Origin of the sequence: Wolbachia endosymbiont of Spodoptera picta, from assembly GCF_018141665.1 — a bacterium.
Taxonomy (GTDB): Bacteria; Pseudomonadota; Alphaproteobacteria; order Rickettsiales; family Anaplasmataceae; genus Wolbachia.
Genome location: NZ_CP067976.1, coordinates 357,524 through 373,410, shown reverse-complemented (window position 1 = coordinate 373,410; position 15,887 = coordinate 357,524). Strand labels below are relative to the sequence as shown.

13 protein-coding genes and 2 pseudogenes are annotated in these 15,887 nt (G+C 34.1%); 5 read left to right on the top strand and 10 right to left on the bottom strand.

Annotated elements, in window-relative coordinates; all coding sequences use genetic code 11:
- Window positions 1–215: 215 nt before the first annotated feature.
- The gene (locus JKF54_RS01595) at window positions 216–3,131 is read left to right on the top strand and encodes an ankyrin repeat domain-containing protein (RefSeq protein WP_246433224.1); all 2,916 of its coding nucleotides are present in this window, start codon (window positions 216–218) and stop codon (window positions 3,129–3,131) included.
- A 471-nt stretch (window positions 3,132–3,602) separates the two neighbouring features.
- Here JKF54_RS01595 and JKF54_RS01590 read toward each other — a convergent pair whose 3' ends face one another.
- From JKF54_RS01590 to odhB, 9 genes and pseudogenes are all read right to left on the bottom strand, one after another.
- Window positions 3,603–5,084: a recombinase family protein gene (locus tag JKF54_RS01590; protein ID WP_211908374.1), complete on the bottom strand. Its 1,482-nt coding sequence runs from the start codon at window positions 5,082–5,084 to the stop codon at window positions 3,603–3,605.
- Window positions 5,085–5,086: 2 nt separating this feature from the next.
- Window positions 5,087–5,518, bottom strand: a complete 432-nt coding sequence (locus JKF54_RS01585; protein WP_211908372.1) for a DUF2924 domain-containing protein — start codon at window positions 5,516–5,518, stop codon at window positions 5,087–5,089.
- Window positions 5,519–5,522: 4 nt separating this feature from the next.
- Complete coding sequence (locus tag JKF54_RS01580; protein ID WP_211908370.1) at window positions 5,523–5,993, bottom strand: ankyrin repeat domain-containing protein; 471 nt, start codon at window positions 5,991–5,993, stop codon at window positions 5,523–5,525.
- Window positions 5,994–6,031: 38 nt separating this feature from the next.
- Window positions 6,032–6,733 carry an ankyrin repeat domain-containing protein gene (locus tag JKF54_RS01575; RefSeq protein ID WP_211908369.1) on the bottom strand — a complete coding sequence of 234 codons (702 nt, stop codon included), beginning with the start codon at window positions 6,731–6,733 and terminating at the stop codon, window positions 6,032–6,034.
- A gap of 167 nt (window positions 6,734–6,900) precedes the next feature.
- A pseudogene (locus tag JKF54_RS01570) lies at window positions 6,901–8,060 on the bottom strand (phage tail protein).
- Window positions 8,060–8,146 (bottom strand): annotated as a pseudogene (locus JKF54_RS06290) (baseplate assembly protein); the annotation flags it as partial. The pseudogenes JKF54_RS01570 and JKF54_RS06290, both read right to left, overlap by 1 nt.
- 108 nt (window positions 8,147–8,254) lie before the next feature.
- Window positions 8,255–9,568, bottom strand: coding sequence for a group II intron reverse transcriptase/maturase (ltrA, locus tag JKF54_RS01565; protein WP_211907771.1), 1,314 nt, complete (start codon window positions 9,566–9,568; stop codon window positions 8,255–8,257).
- A gap of 885 nt (window positions 9,569–10,453) precedes the next feature.
- Window positions 10,454–10,624 carry a hypothetical protein gene (locus tag JKF54_RS01560; protein WP_246433223.1) on the bottom strand — a complete coding sequence of 57 codons (171 nt, stop codon included), beginning with the start codon at window positions 10,622–10,624 and terminating at the stop codon, window positions 10,454–10,456.
- Between the two features lie 67 nt (window positions 10,625–10,691).
- Window positions 10,692–11,864: a 2-oxoglutarate dehydrogenase complex dihydrolipoyllysine-residue succinyltransferase gene (gene odhB / locus JKF54_RS01555; RefSeq protein WP_211908367.1), complete on the bottom strand. Its 1,173-nt coding sequence runs from the start codon at window positions 11,862–11,864 to the stop codon at window positions 10,692–10,694.
- 151 nt (window positions 11,865–12,015) lie between these two features.
- Here odhB and JKF54_RS01550 point away from each other — a divergent pair, with 151 nt between their 5' ends.
- The 4 genes from JKF54_RS01550 (at window position 12,016) to JKF54_RS01535 (ending at window position 15,603) form a co-directional block, all read left to right on the top strand.
- Window positions 12,016–13,755, top strand: coding sequence for a hypothetical protein (locus JKF54_RS01550; protein WP_211908366.1), 1,740 nt, complete (start codon window positions 12,016–12,018; stop codon window positions 13,753–13,755).
- 34 nt (window positions 13,756–13,789) lie between these two features.
- Entirely contained in the window at window positions 13,790–14,056 is a 267-nt protein-coding gene (locus JKF54_RS01545; RefSeq protein ID WP_211908365.1) for a hypothetical protein, read from the top strand.
- Between the two features lie 235 nt (window positions 14,057–14,291).
- Window positions 14,292–14,987 carry a polyprenyl diphosphate synthase gene (gene uppS, locus JKF54_RS01540; RefSeq protein WP_211908364.1) on the top strand — a complete coding sequence of 232 codons (696 nt, stop codon included), beginning with the start codon at window positions 14,292–14,294 and terminating at the stop codon, window positions 14,985–14,987.
- Window positions 14,977–15,603 carry a phosphatidate cytidylyltransferase gene (locus tag JKF54_RS01535; protein WP_211908362.1) on the top strand — a complete coding sequence of 209 codons (627 nt, stop codon included), beginning with the start codon at window positions 14,977–14,979 and terminating at the stop codon, window positions 15,601–15,603. Before uppS ends, JKF54_RS01535 begins: the two co-directional genes overlap by 11 nt.
- A 14-nt stretch (window positions 15,604–15,617) precedes the next feature.
- Here the strand turns inward: JKF54_RS01535 and JKF54_RS01530 are convergent, their stop codons facing one another.
- Window positions 15,618–15,827 (bottom strand): zinc-finger domain-containing protein, encoded by a 210-nt coding sequence (locus JKF54_RS01530; protein WP_211908360.1) that lies wholly within the window; start codon window positions 15,825–15,827, stop codon window positions 15,618–15,620.
- Window positions 15,828–15,887: the final 60 nt, after the last annotated feature.

Sequence of the window (15,887 nt, the reverse complement as noted above, 5' to 3'; positions counted from 1 at the left end):
ATATTCCTATATATTCAATATAGCTGGTGTTCTCAATTTTGTTGATCTATAGTAAAATTGGCTAAAACTTCCAGTAATAAACAACTTTTAACCTAGCAGTACTCACCATAAAAACTTAACAAAAATATGAGTAGTAAAAAGATTATGTTGAAATTAGCTTGACACATACTACACATTCTATATAATATATCCTATATCTAGAGCTAGCAGGTAATATGGGTACAGGGCCAGTAAAATATATTGCAGAACCTATCAGTGAACAAAGCAAACACACTGATGAGCAAAAACTGAAGTGTGACCTAAGTGCTGGACAAGAGTGTTCAGAAATAGGTAGCCCAAAAACAGAAGCAACTGAATTACCAGTAGATAGTTATTATGAATTCATTAAGCGAGATTTATTTTGGGCTGATAGAAGTTTGATAGATGATAAAAAATACTTAGAGGATTTAATAGATGAGTGGCTTATTCATGCACCTAACTTAAAACTGGAAGAGAGTCAAAAAAAGTTAAATCAAAAATTACTCAATAGTATTATAAAAGATTTTAATATGGGGAATTATGACTCATTTTCAAATCTTAAGCAGTTTTTAGAAAGTAACGAGAAAAATAAAGACCTGAAGTACGTTCTTAATCTAAAAAGAGGACATCTAGGAACAACAGTATTGAATGTGTTTGTCGCACACGATGAAGCCATTCATCCTCTTCTCAAAGCTGGTGCTGATTTAAATATGCAGGATAATAAAGGTAAAACACTTTTGCATGATACTGCTATTTATTCCAGTGAGTATGAAGGTCTAAAGTATCTCTTAGATGCAAAAACTGATCCAAATATACAAGATAAAAAAGGTAATACACCTTTACACTATTATGCTGCTAATTGTAATGATTATAGCAGAAAGGTTATGGATTTACTCATAAGCAAAGGAGCTGATTTAAACATAAAAAATAACAATGGAAAAACCCCACTGCAAATTGCAATTGATAGCAACAATATTATAGAGTGTTTTTTAACTGACAACCAAAAAAAGTTAAGAGACCAACTACGTAAAATGGTTAAAGCTACAGATTCTGATGAAGATTGCGATAATCCTTATGGTCCAGGTGTTGAAGATCTGAAAAAATTTTTAGATAAACATAAAAATAACCAAGATTTAAAGATAGTTTTAAATGTTAAGGGTGATAGTTCAATTTGGCCGTTTTGTCAATTTCCTGATGTAAAAGCTTTACTCTTAAAAGCAGGAGCAACTGACTTTGTAGGTAATAAGCAAGATAATTGTGAAAAATGTGATAGTCTCTTGTCAGAGATGTATCAAACAAATCAACTTGCTAAGCTAAATAAGTTTTTGAGTAAGGTAGTAAAAGCTAAAAGCATGATTGAACTACAGGAAGTTGTAAATGAGATTATAGCTTCTGGAATGAGATTAAATTTTGCTAAAGACAAAGATTATTACTTTGCAGATCACGTACTAGAAAAAATTGCTAAGTTAGAAGGAAGCTATGGAATTGCCAGTGATATAGTATGTGCATTAATATCGAGAGGAGCAAAGTTAAAAAACTCAGATAGTTTAAAAGTCATTGATACAATAGAACGAGAGTTTAAAGATCATAAAGCTAATGTAATCAAGGCTCATGTAGAGTACATTAATTATGCTGAAGAATTTTTTAGAGTTGCAAGGGATGCTACCAGTGGTCAACTGTGTGATGGAAAAATCGATAACAGTGTATCTTACTTAGAATACTCAGAGGATAGTATAATAGATGTTGCAAAAATCACAGATAGAACAAGGAATTTAGGAATACCTCAAGGAGAAAAAGGATATGGAAGGAGTGTAATAAAAATTGGCAAAAGTGAGGTGGAAATTATAACCCAAGATGGCATAAGGAATTACACAGATCTTACAGAAGGCAGCGATATAGTATTAACTTTCTATACCAGTTTGGGAAATATAGACGTTAGACTGTATCCTGACGTACAAGATAAAAGCAAAATTATAGTAGAAGTGAGTAATAGAGAGGAAGTATTGGAAAAATTCAAAGGTCATGAAGAAGAATTAGGCGAGGATTGTGCACTTGGTGATTATGATGTCTACTATGCTATTGAACAGGGATATTTTGAAAGGTCTGGAAAATTAATGCATCCTGAAGTAATAAGCGAGTCTAACAACAAATGGACAGAACGTGAAGAGTTAAGAAGGGATTCTATGGAGGAAATTGCTAGAAGGCATAAGTTATTACAAGATTTACGCAATATTGAGTCTAATATTGTAAAAAAGGAGAAGAATTTTGACGTAAAAACTTACCTGATAGATATCTTTAAAATTTTATCTAGGTTCTATGAAGAAAAAGGGGATATTTCTAAAACAGACTTAGCTAAAGCAGCAGAAAAGGAAAGTAAAAAATTGGGGTTAGAAGGTAAATACAACTGGAGTAAGATTTTTGGTTTAGAGGAAGAAATTATTGAAAAGGCAGAAAAACAAGGTGATAAAGAGCAAAAATCAAACATACCTGATGACTTCTATTTAGGGCACGCAATCAATAATGGAAGCTGTTTTTTTGATTCATTCAGGCAAAGTCTGGAACAACAGAAGGGAATCAAAGTTACTGTAGAGCAGTTAAGGAATGAGTGTAAGAGATTTGCGCAAGACAATCCTCCAGAGTGGTTTATAAGTAAAATTGGCAATGACTTTGATGAGGTTGAAGGTGAGTTCGTAAATCGTGGAATTACGTGTAACCAATATATCAATAGCATTGGAAAGAATGAATTTTGGGGACGTTCCGATATCGAGGGCAGAATACTTTGTGATAAGTATGGTGTGAAATTGCATGTTGCAGAAAGTAACCCATTGCACACTATTGATAAGCAACAAGATCCGTTCTTGCATCAGTTAATAGATAGCTCAGGATCAAAAGCAGGTAAGATAGATTATAGTCACAATAGTGTCTTACATATGGTAAATGGAGGCCATGATCATTTTCAACCCCTACTTTATAGAAATAAGGCCTTGGCAAAACAAACGCAAGAACAAAAAGATTCCTTATGCTATTCAAGCTTGCCAAGCTGTAGTATGGATGAGTTAAAGATAGAAAAAGCATCTCATCAACAGAAGGCACTGCTTGTAAGTAGACCATAGCTTTGTATATGATTTGTTACACAGCAATGATGGGAGAAGTTTATTTAGTAAGTTGAAAAAGAAACTATTTTATTTAAAAAGTTTACTTAATGTTTATGGATTTTCAAGTACACTCTCAGATTCAAAAGGGGCTATAGATTGCTCGACATGTACTATTTCCTGGAGTTGTGTGCTGAAGTTTAGAGTATTGCCTTTTTTGATGTTTAAAGAATTTTCCTCTAAATCTACTATTAAAATATGCAGCTAAAATTGGATACATCTTCTACCATTGTTGCACCTAATATGCTAAAATCTTCATCACTTATATTGATTTTCTACATAATTGATTTTGTAACATTTATTTGCTCTTCTATATCAATTTCAACATCTTTTTGTGTGGCCCTTTGTAGTAGCTCCTTTTGCAATAACCTTTTTTAATTTTCTGGCACATACTTTTTTCGATGTTTTTTCATATTGTTGTTTTTATAAACGTTACGATGCTGAGCCGTAAAATTTCTTCAATTGCTCACCCCAAAGCATCGGTATTTCCCTTAATTCAGCTAACCTCAAATCTCTTAGCTGCCTCCCATTTACTATGTCTTCTTTAATCTTTGGTGCTAAATAATTCAGCCTCAAAATTTGCTGTATACGTCTTGTACCTATATTAATTTTGGCACTCAGCTCTTTCACACTTCCATATTTTCCTGCCTCCAGTTGACGTTTCCACGAATGAGCTCTTACCACTGCTTTCAGTAGCACATTATTTGTTTTACCTTCTGGCTCTACTATCCTGCATTTATTTCCTTTCTTCTTTATTGGTACAAATTCTACCTTACCCTCTAAACGCACTTCTATTCCATCTTCTTTTACCATCACTCCCTTTATTAACTTTTTCACTACTTCTTTCTGCTTTCCAAAACTCCACTCTTCCGCTTTTTCTTCCCATTTTTCATATAAATCTTCTGCTCTCTTCATTACTTCTTTTTCTACTTCTCCTGCTATTACATTTCGGCTTCCTGATTCACAACCCTTTCCCCTTAAATGATTGTTGCATACGTAATATCGATATCTCTTATTCTCTTTTTTTGAGTATGTCAGCGTCATATTTACATCACAGCTCTTACATTTAATTATTCCCTTTAGTAGCGCTTCCTCATATTTTACTCCTCGATACGGTTGATTACTTATCAATTCTTGTGCTTTTTTCCACTTTTCCTCTTCTATTATTGCTTCATGCTTTCCCTCATACTGTTTGTCATAATGTCTTATCTTTCCCACATATATTGGATTTGTTATTATTCTTCTCACCGTTGCTTTTTTAAAGATATCCGTTTTTGCTTTTGTTCGGTATCCTTCCCTGTTTAACTCTCTTGCCAACTCTGCCATTGACTTCAGCTCCAAATATCTTTCAAATATATGCTGCACTGTTTTTGCTTCTTTTTCATTTATTATTAATTCCTTATCTTTTACATCATACCCAAGCGGTAAAGTTCCTCCCATCCATAAACCTTGTTCTTTTGATGTTGCTATTTTATTTTTTACTCTCTCTACTATCATCTCTCTTTCTAGTTGTGCTGCTCCTGATAATACTGTCTGTACGAATTTTCCCATTGGCGTATTATTGTCAAATATCTGTGTTACTGCTACAAAATTTACTCGGTGCCTTCTAAAAAATGACGTTACTTCTATGCTGTCTTTTGTTTCTCTTGATAACCTATCTAGTGTATATACTACTACACAGTCTATCTCTCCTCCTCTGACATCTTCAAATAATTCCTTTATCGCTGGTCTTTCTAAATTTTTTCCTGAATATCCTCCATCATCGTACTTTTTTGCCAATGCTACCCAGCCTTCTTTGCTCTTTATATACTTTTCACATGCTACTCGTTGCGCATCAAGACTGTTAAACTTTTGTTCTAGTCCATCCTCATTTGACTTTCTCGTATATATTGCACATCTTACTTCTTTTAGCATTTTCAACTTCCATTTTTTTCACGCATTCCAAATAATAAAGGGCCGTTGTAACTCATTCCCATTATTTTTCCGGCTACTGCTGACAATGACGTAAAAAATTCTTCTCTGTAGATTAAACCCTTATCTGTTACCATTACCGCATGCATCTCTTCTCCTCTCTCTAATATTAGCTCTGTTCCTGCTACTGGAAGTTTGTCACTACTTATTCTTTTTCCCTTCTCTAGTTGATCTGCTAGATACTCTAGTCTTTTTGCTCCTTTTCTTGACATTTTTCCATAAGCTTCCTCCTGCATTCTATACGCTAATCTAGGCATCAGATATTTCTTTGAGTGTTTAGGTGCCTCTTCCCCAAATACCTTCTTCCACGTTTTTCTCAGCTCACCCAAAGGTTTTCTCTCTAAATTCATTACTTTCTTTTCTGTTTCTCTTTCCATATTTTCAGCCTCTCATAGAAGGTTCTATTTGTTCAAATAACTTTTCAATTCTGTCCGTTTCTTTCTTCAATATCTCGGTTATCTCTTTGCTATTTTTCGCATAATCCATTGCTGTCATTCCAAATTTATCTGCTTGCTCTATTTCAGCCCCTGCTTTTACTAGCTCCTCCACTATTTCCACTTTCCCCACCATACATGCAAGGTGCAATGGAGTGCATTTATTTTCATATTCTTCCGCATTTACATTCGCTCCTGATTTTATCAATTCTCTCACGGTTTCTAGACGTTTCTCCGTTACCGCTAGATGCAGTGCTGTATATCCTTCCGCATCTGCTACATTCACATTCGCTCCTTTTTCAACTAATAACTTCACTGTTTTTGCGTCTACCGCGTAATGCAGAGCTATTCTGTCTCTTGCATAAATATTTTTAAATGAGTTCTCTAATAGTGACTCCTCTTTTCCTTTTTTACTCATGACCTACCTCACCTTTTCTCTGAATTTAAACCCCTTCTTTAAGCCCTCCTTTTCACCACCTCATCTATCATTTCACTTACTTGGCTCATTATTTTGCTTGCTAAATTTTCACATTCTTCCTTTATTAGTGATTTATCTTTCTTCCTTATTTCTCCTATCTCTATTATTTTTAGCTCCGGCATATAGCTCCCATTCAACATGTCTGCTATTTCTCCCACTAGCCTCTCTATTCCATAGCACGTCAGTTCTCTGCTTTTTGTTATTCCACCTTTTTCTCTCAGAAATTTGCTCGCCTTTTCACTTTCTTTACTATCACACAGAGAATACTTTTCACTTTCCCAAATGTAATACATTGGTGTTGCACCATATTTATTCAGTTGATTAACCTCAGCTCCTGCTTTTACTAGCTCTTTTATTATTTCAACTCCTGCTCCTCCTATTTTGCACGCAGAGTGTAGTGGCGTACATCCAGTGACATATTGAGTGGCATTTACTTCTGCTCCCGACCTTAGCAGCACTTTTACATTTTCTAAGCTTTTCGCAAATACTGCACAGTGTAGTGGTGTATAACCCTTTTTATCTCTTGCATTTACCTCTGATCCTTTTTTTATTAATAATCTCACTGTTTTGTAATCAGAGATTTCTACTGCTTGATGCAAGATCGTCTCTCCTTCTTCATTTCTTTTATTAATGTTTTTACTTGATACTTCTTTAAAAAACTTACTCTTGCTAAACTTCATACTTACCTCACAAAATTAGCTTTTCTAGCGCCAGACAAATTTCTTATATTTACCTGCCGCTATTCAAGTCATGTCCTTTTTAGCATGAGAAAGCAAGTCCTTTTCTTTTTATTTCATACATTTTAACCTATTATTAATATAATATATGAGGATCTAAATATAAGTACTTAACTTATTAGAGATATTACTTGACTATTTTTCCAACTTCTGTGCAAATGTCGATGTTCATGCCACTTCAGTACTCCTGGGTAAAACACTAAAATGTAATTTTCTAATTCGTGTATTGAATCTTCTTTTCCTGAACTTCTATCATTTTGCAACTAACGTGATATTCCGTTAAATTAGCTTTCGCAACCTTTTGATCAGTAAGATTCTTTGCTTCATATTCATAGCTGATATTAAATCTTTCCAAAATTGGTGTGTATTCCAAGTTCCATAGCTGATCAGAAAGTTTATCATTACCAAGGAAAAGTGTGCCTCCTATCTCTTCTTGATAACAAAGAGGAAAACAGCTATTTATTTCTCCTAATTTCCAGCTATCTGACAGTACAATCTGTGCTTTCGCAAACTTAATTTCTGGTAATAAACTTTGTGGTAATGGATATAGTGCTTTTACGTTATACCACTGATGACTTCTTTCATAAATGCCTTTGTAATCCTTTGTGTGAGGCTCTGTTTCTCCAAGTACTGCTACATCTAATCGATATATGTCATTACTAAATGTTTGTTCATAATGCTCTCTTAAATAGTTGTCTACAATCTCTACTAACGGACCTCTAGAACTGAAAAAATTTATTCTTCCAAACGATAACACTGGCCCATTTTTTTCAACTTTTATACCAGAGTAGTCTGATAACAAACTTCCAAATAAACTTTCATCTAAAATAAACCTATCAACGTTATAGTGATCATTGAAAATCCTCATTAGCCGCGATCTTGCTGGTAACGATAGTTTTGCAAGTTCTACTACTGCATCTACAAAAAAGTCATTTGGAACATCTTTTATTCCTATTTGTAATTCAAAGAAGTGTTTACCAGGTGGTTCTTCGATGATTGTAATATCTTCTATATTTGCCCATTTTAGTGCTACTTTTAGTGATGCTGGAGTTCCTCTCAGTCTTTGAAATTTTACTCCTTCTATTACGGCTTTTCTTCTATCTTTTACCCAGCGCAGTATTTCTTCTAAACCATATTCTTCTATTATCCACGGCAGTATTTCATCTTTAAGACTAAACTTAAATCCTCTGATATAGCTCGGATCAACCTTATAATCTGTTGCATCAACCAGTGCTTGCTCTTGCTTTGTTGCGTTTGGGGGTAATAACATTAATTCAACTCAATCTTTAAATTTTTCAAATTTGCAGATTCATTTCCCAGAACCACAACATCCTCTCTTGGCTCGATCAATTCCGTCTGGTAGAGACTTATGACCTTGAAATCAGCGATTTGGTCTCATAACCATAGTCTCCCCAAAAGAACCGTGCTTGCGGATTTCCCGCACACGGCTCCACAATACAGCGTTCACACTAGTGCTCCTGTGTATAAAGAAACATATACCTTTGGTTTTGGTAATGGATTTACTTTTAAATAGTGTATAAATTGTTCCCAATCGATACTTTTCTTTTGACTACGTCGGTTTATCCACTTAAATGCTAACTTTGTTGCCAGTCGATTGAATTGAATCAAACACCGATAATTTCCGCTAACTCCGAAGTAGCTATAGTGTCCTGTTAGTTTGGCTTTAAGTTTCTGCCACCAATCTTTGAGGCAGATACGACTTCGTACCATCTTCAACCACTCTTTGATTTCTTTAATCTTTCTAGCTAGGCTTATTTTTGAAGTTTTCTGCTTCATCATAAGTTTACCATTACGACTTTTTCCACAATAATGTGTAAATCCTAGAAAGTTGAAGCTAGCCGTCCTACGTTTCTCTCTTTCTGCTTGATACCATTCTTTCTTACCAAACTTTACTATTTTTGTTTTATTTTCAGCTATTTCCAATCCAAATTTACTTAGTCTTTGTTTCAGTAATTCTAGAAATTCTTTTGCGTCTTCTTCCCTCTCGCAGCCAACTACAAAATCGTCGCAAAACCTTATTAGCTGTATATATCCTCTGGCTTTTGGCTTAAATTTCTTTTCAAACCATAAGTCCAGCACATAGTGTAAGTATATATTAGCTAATACAGGGCTTACTATACCACCTTGTGGTGTGCCTTGATCGGTTGCTTTATAACATCCAACTTCGACTATTCCTGCCTTTAGAAATCGTTTTATTAACCACAATAAATTTGGGTCAGCTATTCGTTCCCTTAGACAATTCATTAGCCATTTATGTTGAACATTATCAAAGAACTTCTTGATATCCACTTCTACAATATAGTTAATTGGTTTGTGCATAACTGCTTTATCTAGAACGTTTATCGCCTGATGACAATTTCTTCCTGGTCGAAATCCATACGAGCTGTCCATAAAGTTTGCTTCATAAATATTTTCTAATATCTTCTTTAGCATTACCTGTACCAACTTTTCTTCTGTTGATGGTATTCCGAGACCGCGTTTTTCCTTGCTTCCAATTTTGGGTATGTATACCCTTTTCACTGGTTGCGGTCGGTATTGCTTTCTCTTCATACTATCCACTAGCATTCTAAGTTTCTCTTCTAGATTTTCTCCATAAGCTTCCACTGTCACACGATCTATACCGCAAGCCTTGTTGCGTTTTAGTTCCTTGTAACACTCTGCAAGATTCTCTTCATTAATCAAATGAACTAGCGATGTAAATTTTACTCGCTTATCTTGCTTAGCCCTTACTGCTATCTGGTTTAGTTTTCCTTGCATACTCCTCCAATCTCTGTTGTATTGGTATAGCAATCCCTATACCAGTCACTATATTGCTAACCGCTTCCCCTTGTATGTGGCTTTCCCACACTCCGAGTACTATCAGTTAGTCCGACTTCCTTTGCATCTTCCTCCAGTCCTTGCCTTTATTGACTTGTTCCAGAGTACCCTTACAGGAATACAAAGGATCTCCCAAGTTCACGTAAGGTCCATCTCAACACATGACGCGGCCTTCGATCCCGATGGGGTGAGTAATATCTTTCCTTAGCGTTATTACCCATGTTGCCTTCCACCAAATGTAAAGTGTCGGCCCCCATGACGCGTGAATTACGGGACTCAATACCTTCACTTTCGTTGCACCCTATGTTGTCCATTCCATTAGCTTTACTACGCTCGTTACCTTACGCAGCATAATGGTTTGTTCCAGGTTGCTGGCTAAGCTTTACCCGTGTTGGATTTTCACCAACTGTTCCTTACGTACTTCTTGGCGCACACATTATATACCCCCTTATTCTATAAATAGCCTTACCTTAGAATGTTTTTAACATATGTCAAATAAAAATTTTGACATATTTGGCACAAAAGCGTTTTAAATAATAAGAGCAAAATGGACAAATCTATTTCGTGAGTAACCAAAAACCGTTTTGTATTCATTCAGACAAGGAAAAATAGCAGATAGTGTCATGCAAGTAGCTGACACCCTTTTGGTGGACCACACACACAACTTTACAAACATTGCAATATGGCACATAGTAAATGATGTCATTCCAGTGCTTGACACTGGAATCCAGTTTTTCATTTTATCTCATCAAATTTAGCATAAGCTTAGTTTGCTTGTAAATTTTTCTGGATTCCAGTGTCAAGCACTGGAATGACATCACCATTCTATAACGCAAGACCTATACTCACCCAACCTAATGCATTACTTGCAATTTGGATCCCAGTGTCAGCTACTTGGATAACACCAAATGGGCTACTCGCATTTTTTAGGCCTAAATCACAATGCTCGTACAGTAAGCACTGACCATTTTTTGTATAAGTTACCTTTATAAACAAATGTTTGCACAGCTGTAACACCCACCTTGAAAACTTCAGAAAAACTTACCTGCCGTTTTTAACTTGTTTAAACTTCCAAAACCAATCTATTTGGATCTTCTATGTAATTTTTTATTTTAACAAGGAAAGTAACTGCTCCTTTACCATCAACTATTCTGTGGTCGTAAGAGAGGGCAATGTACATCATAGGTCTGATTTCAATTGAGCTACTCACAGCAACTGGTCTATTTTGTATTGAGTGCATGCCAAGTATTCCAGATTGCGGAGGGTTTATTATCGGAGTAGAAAGAAGTGAACCATACACACCACCGTTTGAGATAGTAAATGTTGCACCTTCCATTTCCGATACTTGCAGCTTACCTTCTCGTGCTTTTTTGCCAAGAGCAACTAAAGTTAGTTCAATTTCAGCAAATGACATTTGATCAGCATCACGAATAACTGGTACAACAAGACCTTTGTCAGTGCCAACAGCAACACCTATGTCATAGTAATTTTTATATACAATTTCATCACCTGAAATCTCAGCGTTAATCTCACGAATTTCTTTTAGTGCTTGCACTGCTGCCTTTATAAAAAACGACATGAAACCCAGTTTTATTCCATATTTCTTTTCAAAAGTTTCTTTATACTTTGCCCTCAGATCCATGACGTTTTTCATGTCAATTTCATTGAACGTGGTCAGTATTGCAGCAGTATTTTGCGATGCTTTCAAACGAGCAGCTATTACTTGCCTTATTTTGCTCATTTTCACTCGCTCTTCTCTTCTCTCTCCACTTACTACACTTTTTGGCGATTCATATTGTTTTACCGGAGGTTGTTCAGCTTTACTCATATGGTCTATCACATCCGCTTTAGTTATTCTGCCTCCCATGCCAGTTCCTTTTACATTTTCTGCACTAATTGCATTTTCTTCCATAATTTTACGAGCTGAAGGGGCATCTTTTTTATCAGCGCTTTCGCCTTTATCTTCTTTTTTCACTTCTTCTTTTACTTCTCCTACAGCAAGTTTTGCCAGTAATTGATCAGAGCTAATTACATCATCCTCTTTCACAAAAAATTCAGTTATTTGTCCTGAAGCTTCTGCAGTTAGTTCTAGCGCCGTTTTATCAGTTTCAATTTCAAAGATCAAGTCATCTACTTTTACTGCTTCGCCGATATTTTTCTTTATTTTTACTATACCTTCCGTAACTGATTCACCACCAAGAGTTTTTGGCGCTCTGATTTCTATAATTTTGCTCATAAAATAACTTCTACATAAAACTTTCTATAAATTTATACATGAAAAGAAACATAAATAAACTAATAAATTCATTAGGCCTTTTATCATAATGCTTGATTATTTCCTCCTAATACATGCAAAATTAAAATACTAAGTAAATTGAAATAAGATTATGGATTTTGATAAGGCAGGCAATGCAGAAGACTTATATAACGAAAAACTTCAACTGATATGTAAGACTTATAACAGAGAATTACTATCAAATCAAAGAGTTGTTGATGGCATCAATTCAATGGATTACAGTAAGCTTAAAATCTTATGCAAGTATCATAATAAGTTTAGTCACAAAGGTATTGAAGAATTACTATTAGATGAGAGCATTGTTAATCACATCAACGATTATGATGATGAAATGTTTAGGTCCATGCTAAATGATGCACCTGCGGAGCACAATATTCTAGAAATACTAAAAGGTGGGAAGGTTTGCAATATCAACAATGAATTCGAAAGTAGTGATAGTGAGGAGAATGAAGAAGATTATGGATATTATGATAATTATTATTACGAGGAAGATGAAAAAAATGATCCGAATAACTTCGCGAAAGAAGCATTAGGAGATAAAGGAACTAATGAAAAACGTGTTGATGATGTTCAGTTTTATCTTAATGAAGAAATACTAAAATGTATATTTGAAAGTGGTAAGCTTAGTGATGAAGATGTTACAAAATTATTAGAAAACAAGGAAATTCTTGAACGCATCAATTCGGTTGCTCCTGAAAGATTTCAACTCATACTTAATAGTGGTAAGTTTAATGGTACCAGTATTATAGGATTACTAGAAAGTCAAAATGCTGCTAGGAACATCGATCTTATTGATAAAGAAACGTTGAAATATATAATTGAGAATGATAAATTTAGTCTTAAAGATATCATAAAATTACTGGAAGATCAGGAAATTCTTGAACGCATCAATTCGATTGCTCCTGAAAGATTTCAACTCATACTTAATAGTGGTAAGTTTGATGATATTAATATTATTGTAGAATTACTAAAAAATAAGAAAGTTGCTAAGAACATCAATATTATTAGTGAAGAACTGCTTAAATACATAGTTAAAAGTGATAGGTTTAATAGTGAATATATTATAAAAGTACTAAAAGACCGAGAATTTGTTAAGCTTATCGATTTGATTGATCCTAGAAAATCTAAATCCGTATTTAGGAAATTTGATTATACCATTATTATAGAATTACTAAAAAATCAGGAAGTTGTTGAACGCATCAATTCGATGAATCGTAAAATATTTGACTTAATATTTAAGTATTCTGATCAAGGATATATTATGAATTTACTGAAAGATCAGAGTTTATTTGATCAAATCAATTCTCTTGATGAAAGTAAAGTGAGTATCATGAAAAGTGATTATTTTTTTACAGATAAAGAGATTGTAGCAATACTAAAGACTTCATTACCTCAACTCCATTCTATTGATGGTGATAGATTAAAAATTATATGCAAAAGCATTAAGTTTGATTCTACAGATGTTAGAGAAATACTAAAAGATCAGAGTCTATTCGTTCGAGTCAATTCTATCGATCTTGAAAAACTTGAACTTATATCTAGTAGTAGTAAATTTGATCGCTCCATGGTTATGGATTTACTAAAAAGTCGGAATTTTATCGATTCTATTGATACTGAAAAATTTCGACTTCTACTTGATAATGCAAGCTTGAATGACAAAAGGATTATAACACTACTAAAAGATCAAAATGCTGTTGAGAAGATCAATTCTGTTACCACTAAAGAGCTAAAAGTAATAACAGATAATGTTACTGGTAAGGTATTTGTCAATATATTTAAAAATTTTAAACCTAGCGTAAAGTCGACTGAGGCTTGCTATACTCCTGCGTAAAGCTGGTAAAATTACAGATATTAATATCGATTATTTGAACAACAAGGAACGTATTTACGAAGATATAATTAAATATGTTCCCCAAGAGCTGAGCATATATACTCAATATCCTTTCCCAGGGATTTTCTTAGGCGGTAAAGATCTTCCTCAAGAGCAGGACATAAATATAAATTCACTTGTACCATTCCTTACATTTGAAAGATATATTGAATGCAAAGAACCTGTGTCAAAATTATATAATTTATCTTTAGAGCAGGTTATTGAGAATATCAATCCACATAAAAGAGCTAGGTATTTCTAATAACACCAAATTCATTTATTTATAATAATTTTACTATATCGTAAAACCATCTATATCAGACTATTTTTACTATATTTTCTTGGTAAAATCACTGGCAGCTGACACCGAGGTTGAGAAAATTTTTGTAATATAGACTATCAATGATTTTTCAGTAATAATATAGTTTTAGGTGGATATAGTGAACGTTTCATACAGAGATATAGAAATCAAGCTAATTAGAACAGGTTGAATTCAAATGTTGAATCTAGAATCTCTGCCAAAACATCTAGCAATTATTATGGATGGTAATGGTAGGTGGGCAAACAATCAAGGAAGGGTAAAAATTGATGGCTATAGAAAAGGCAGTGAGGTTGCATTTGATATTGCTAAGCATTGCACAGTCCTGGCCATACCTTACTTAACTTTGTATGCATTTTCCATGGAAAATTGGCTCAGGTCTGAAAACGAAACAGACTACCTATTTAATTTATTTTACTCCACTTTAACTAATGAAGATAAAATGAAATTCATTTACAATTGTAACATTAAGTTAAATTTTATTGGCAATTTAAGTCTATTGCCCAGTAAAATATTCGATCAAATCAAAAAAGCAGAAGAAGTGACACATAAGAACGATGGTCTATTACTCACTGTTGCAGTTAGTTATGGAGCAAAGCAGGAAATTATACATGCTATCAACAACGTCATAAAAGGAAATATTGATTGCGTATTGGAAGAGGAATTTGAAAAATTTCTGTATACTAAAGATTTACCAAAACTGGATTTATTAATTCGCACTGGTGGCGAGAAAAGGTTAAGCAATTTTTTACTATGGCAAGCAGCTTATGCTGAATTGTATTTTTGTGATACTTTGTGGCCTGATTTTTCTTGTCAAGATTTGAGTAAAGCATTAGCAGATTATACAAAGAGAGAGAAAAAATATGGTAGATAATAATTTTATGGTGAGAACACTGTCTTCAATAGTAATATTACTGATATTTTCTTTTGCTACATATTTCAGTGATTTATCATTTTATCTACTAATTTTTTCAATTGCGGTTCTATCTTCTTTTGAATGGTATAACCTAACTAAAGGCAATAGAATCTTATACATTTTTGCATTACTACTCATTGCACTACCAAATGCATCGCTGATATACTTATATAATCTACCACAGGGAAAATATGAATTAATATGGCTTATCTTAACCATTTGGAGCATCGATATTACCGCTTACCTATTTGGTAAAAACTTTGGTGGTGCTAAAATTTGCCCAATTATTAGTCCTGGAAAGACTTGGTCAGGGCTTTTAGGTGCAGTTTTAGCTGGAGTATTTTGTACAATTTTTGGCTCAATATTTTTGAGTTTATTTCCAATTTTCTATTCCCCAATAATTGGCTTTACAATTGCTATTCTAGCCCAACTTGGAGACTTTACTGAATCACTCATAAAAAGAGTTCACAATGTTAAAGATAGTGGAGGTATAATACCTGGCCATGGAGGAGTACTTGACCGTATGGACAGTTTCATCTTTACTGCCCCCTTTATTGCTATTTACATAAGCTAAAGAATGAAGTGCTATTAACCTTTGGTCCTTTCCTTTTTATTCAATGCTTTCACCTCAACAGATTGAAATTCTTCGGAGTTTACTATTTCACTCATGGGCTTACTGCAATAAGGACAATACATTTCTCCTTCTTTATGTAAATATACTACTGGATGACCAGAACCATCATCATTCTCATCACCACGGCAGCAAACTATTAGATTATTATCCCTCACTTCTGACATTTCGCTCCTTTAATTTATAGTATTTTATACATCGAACATACTCGTTTGGGAATAAAAAAG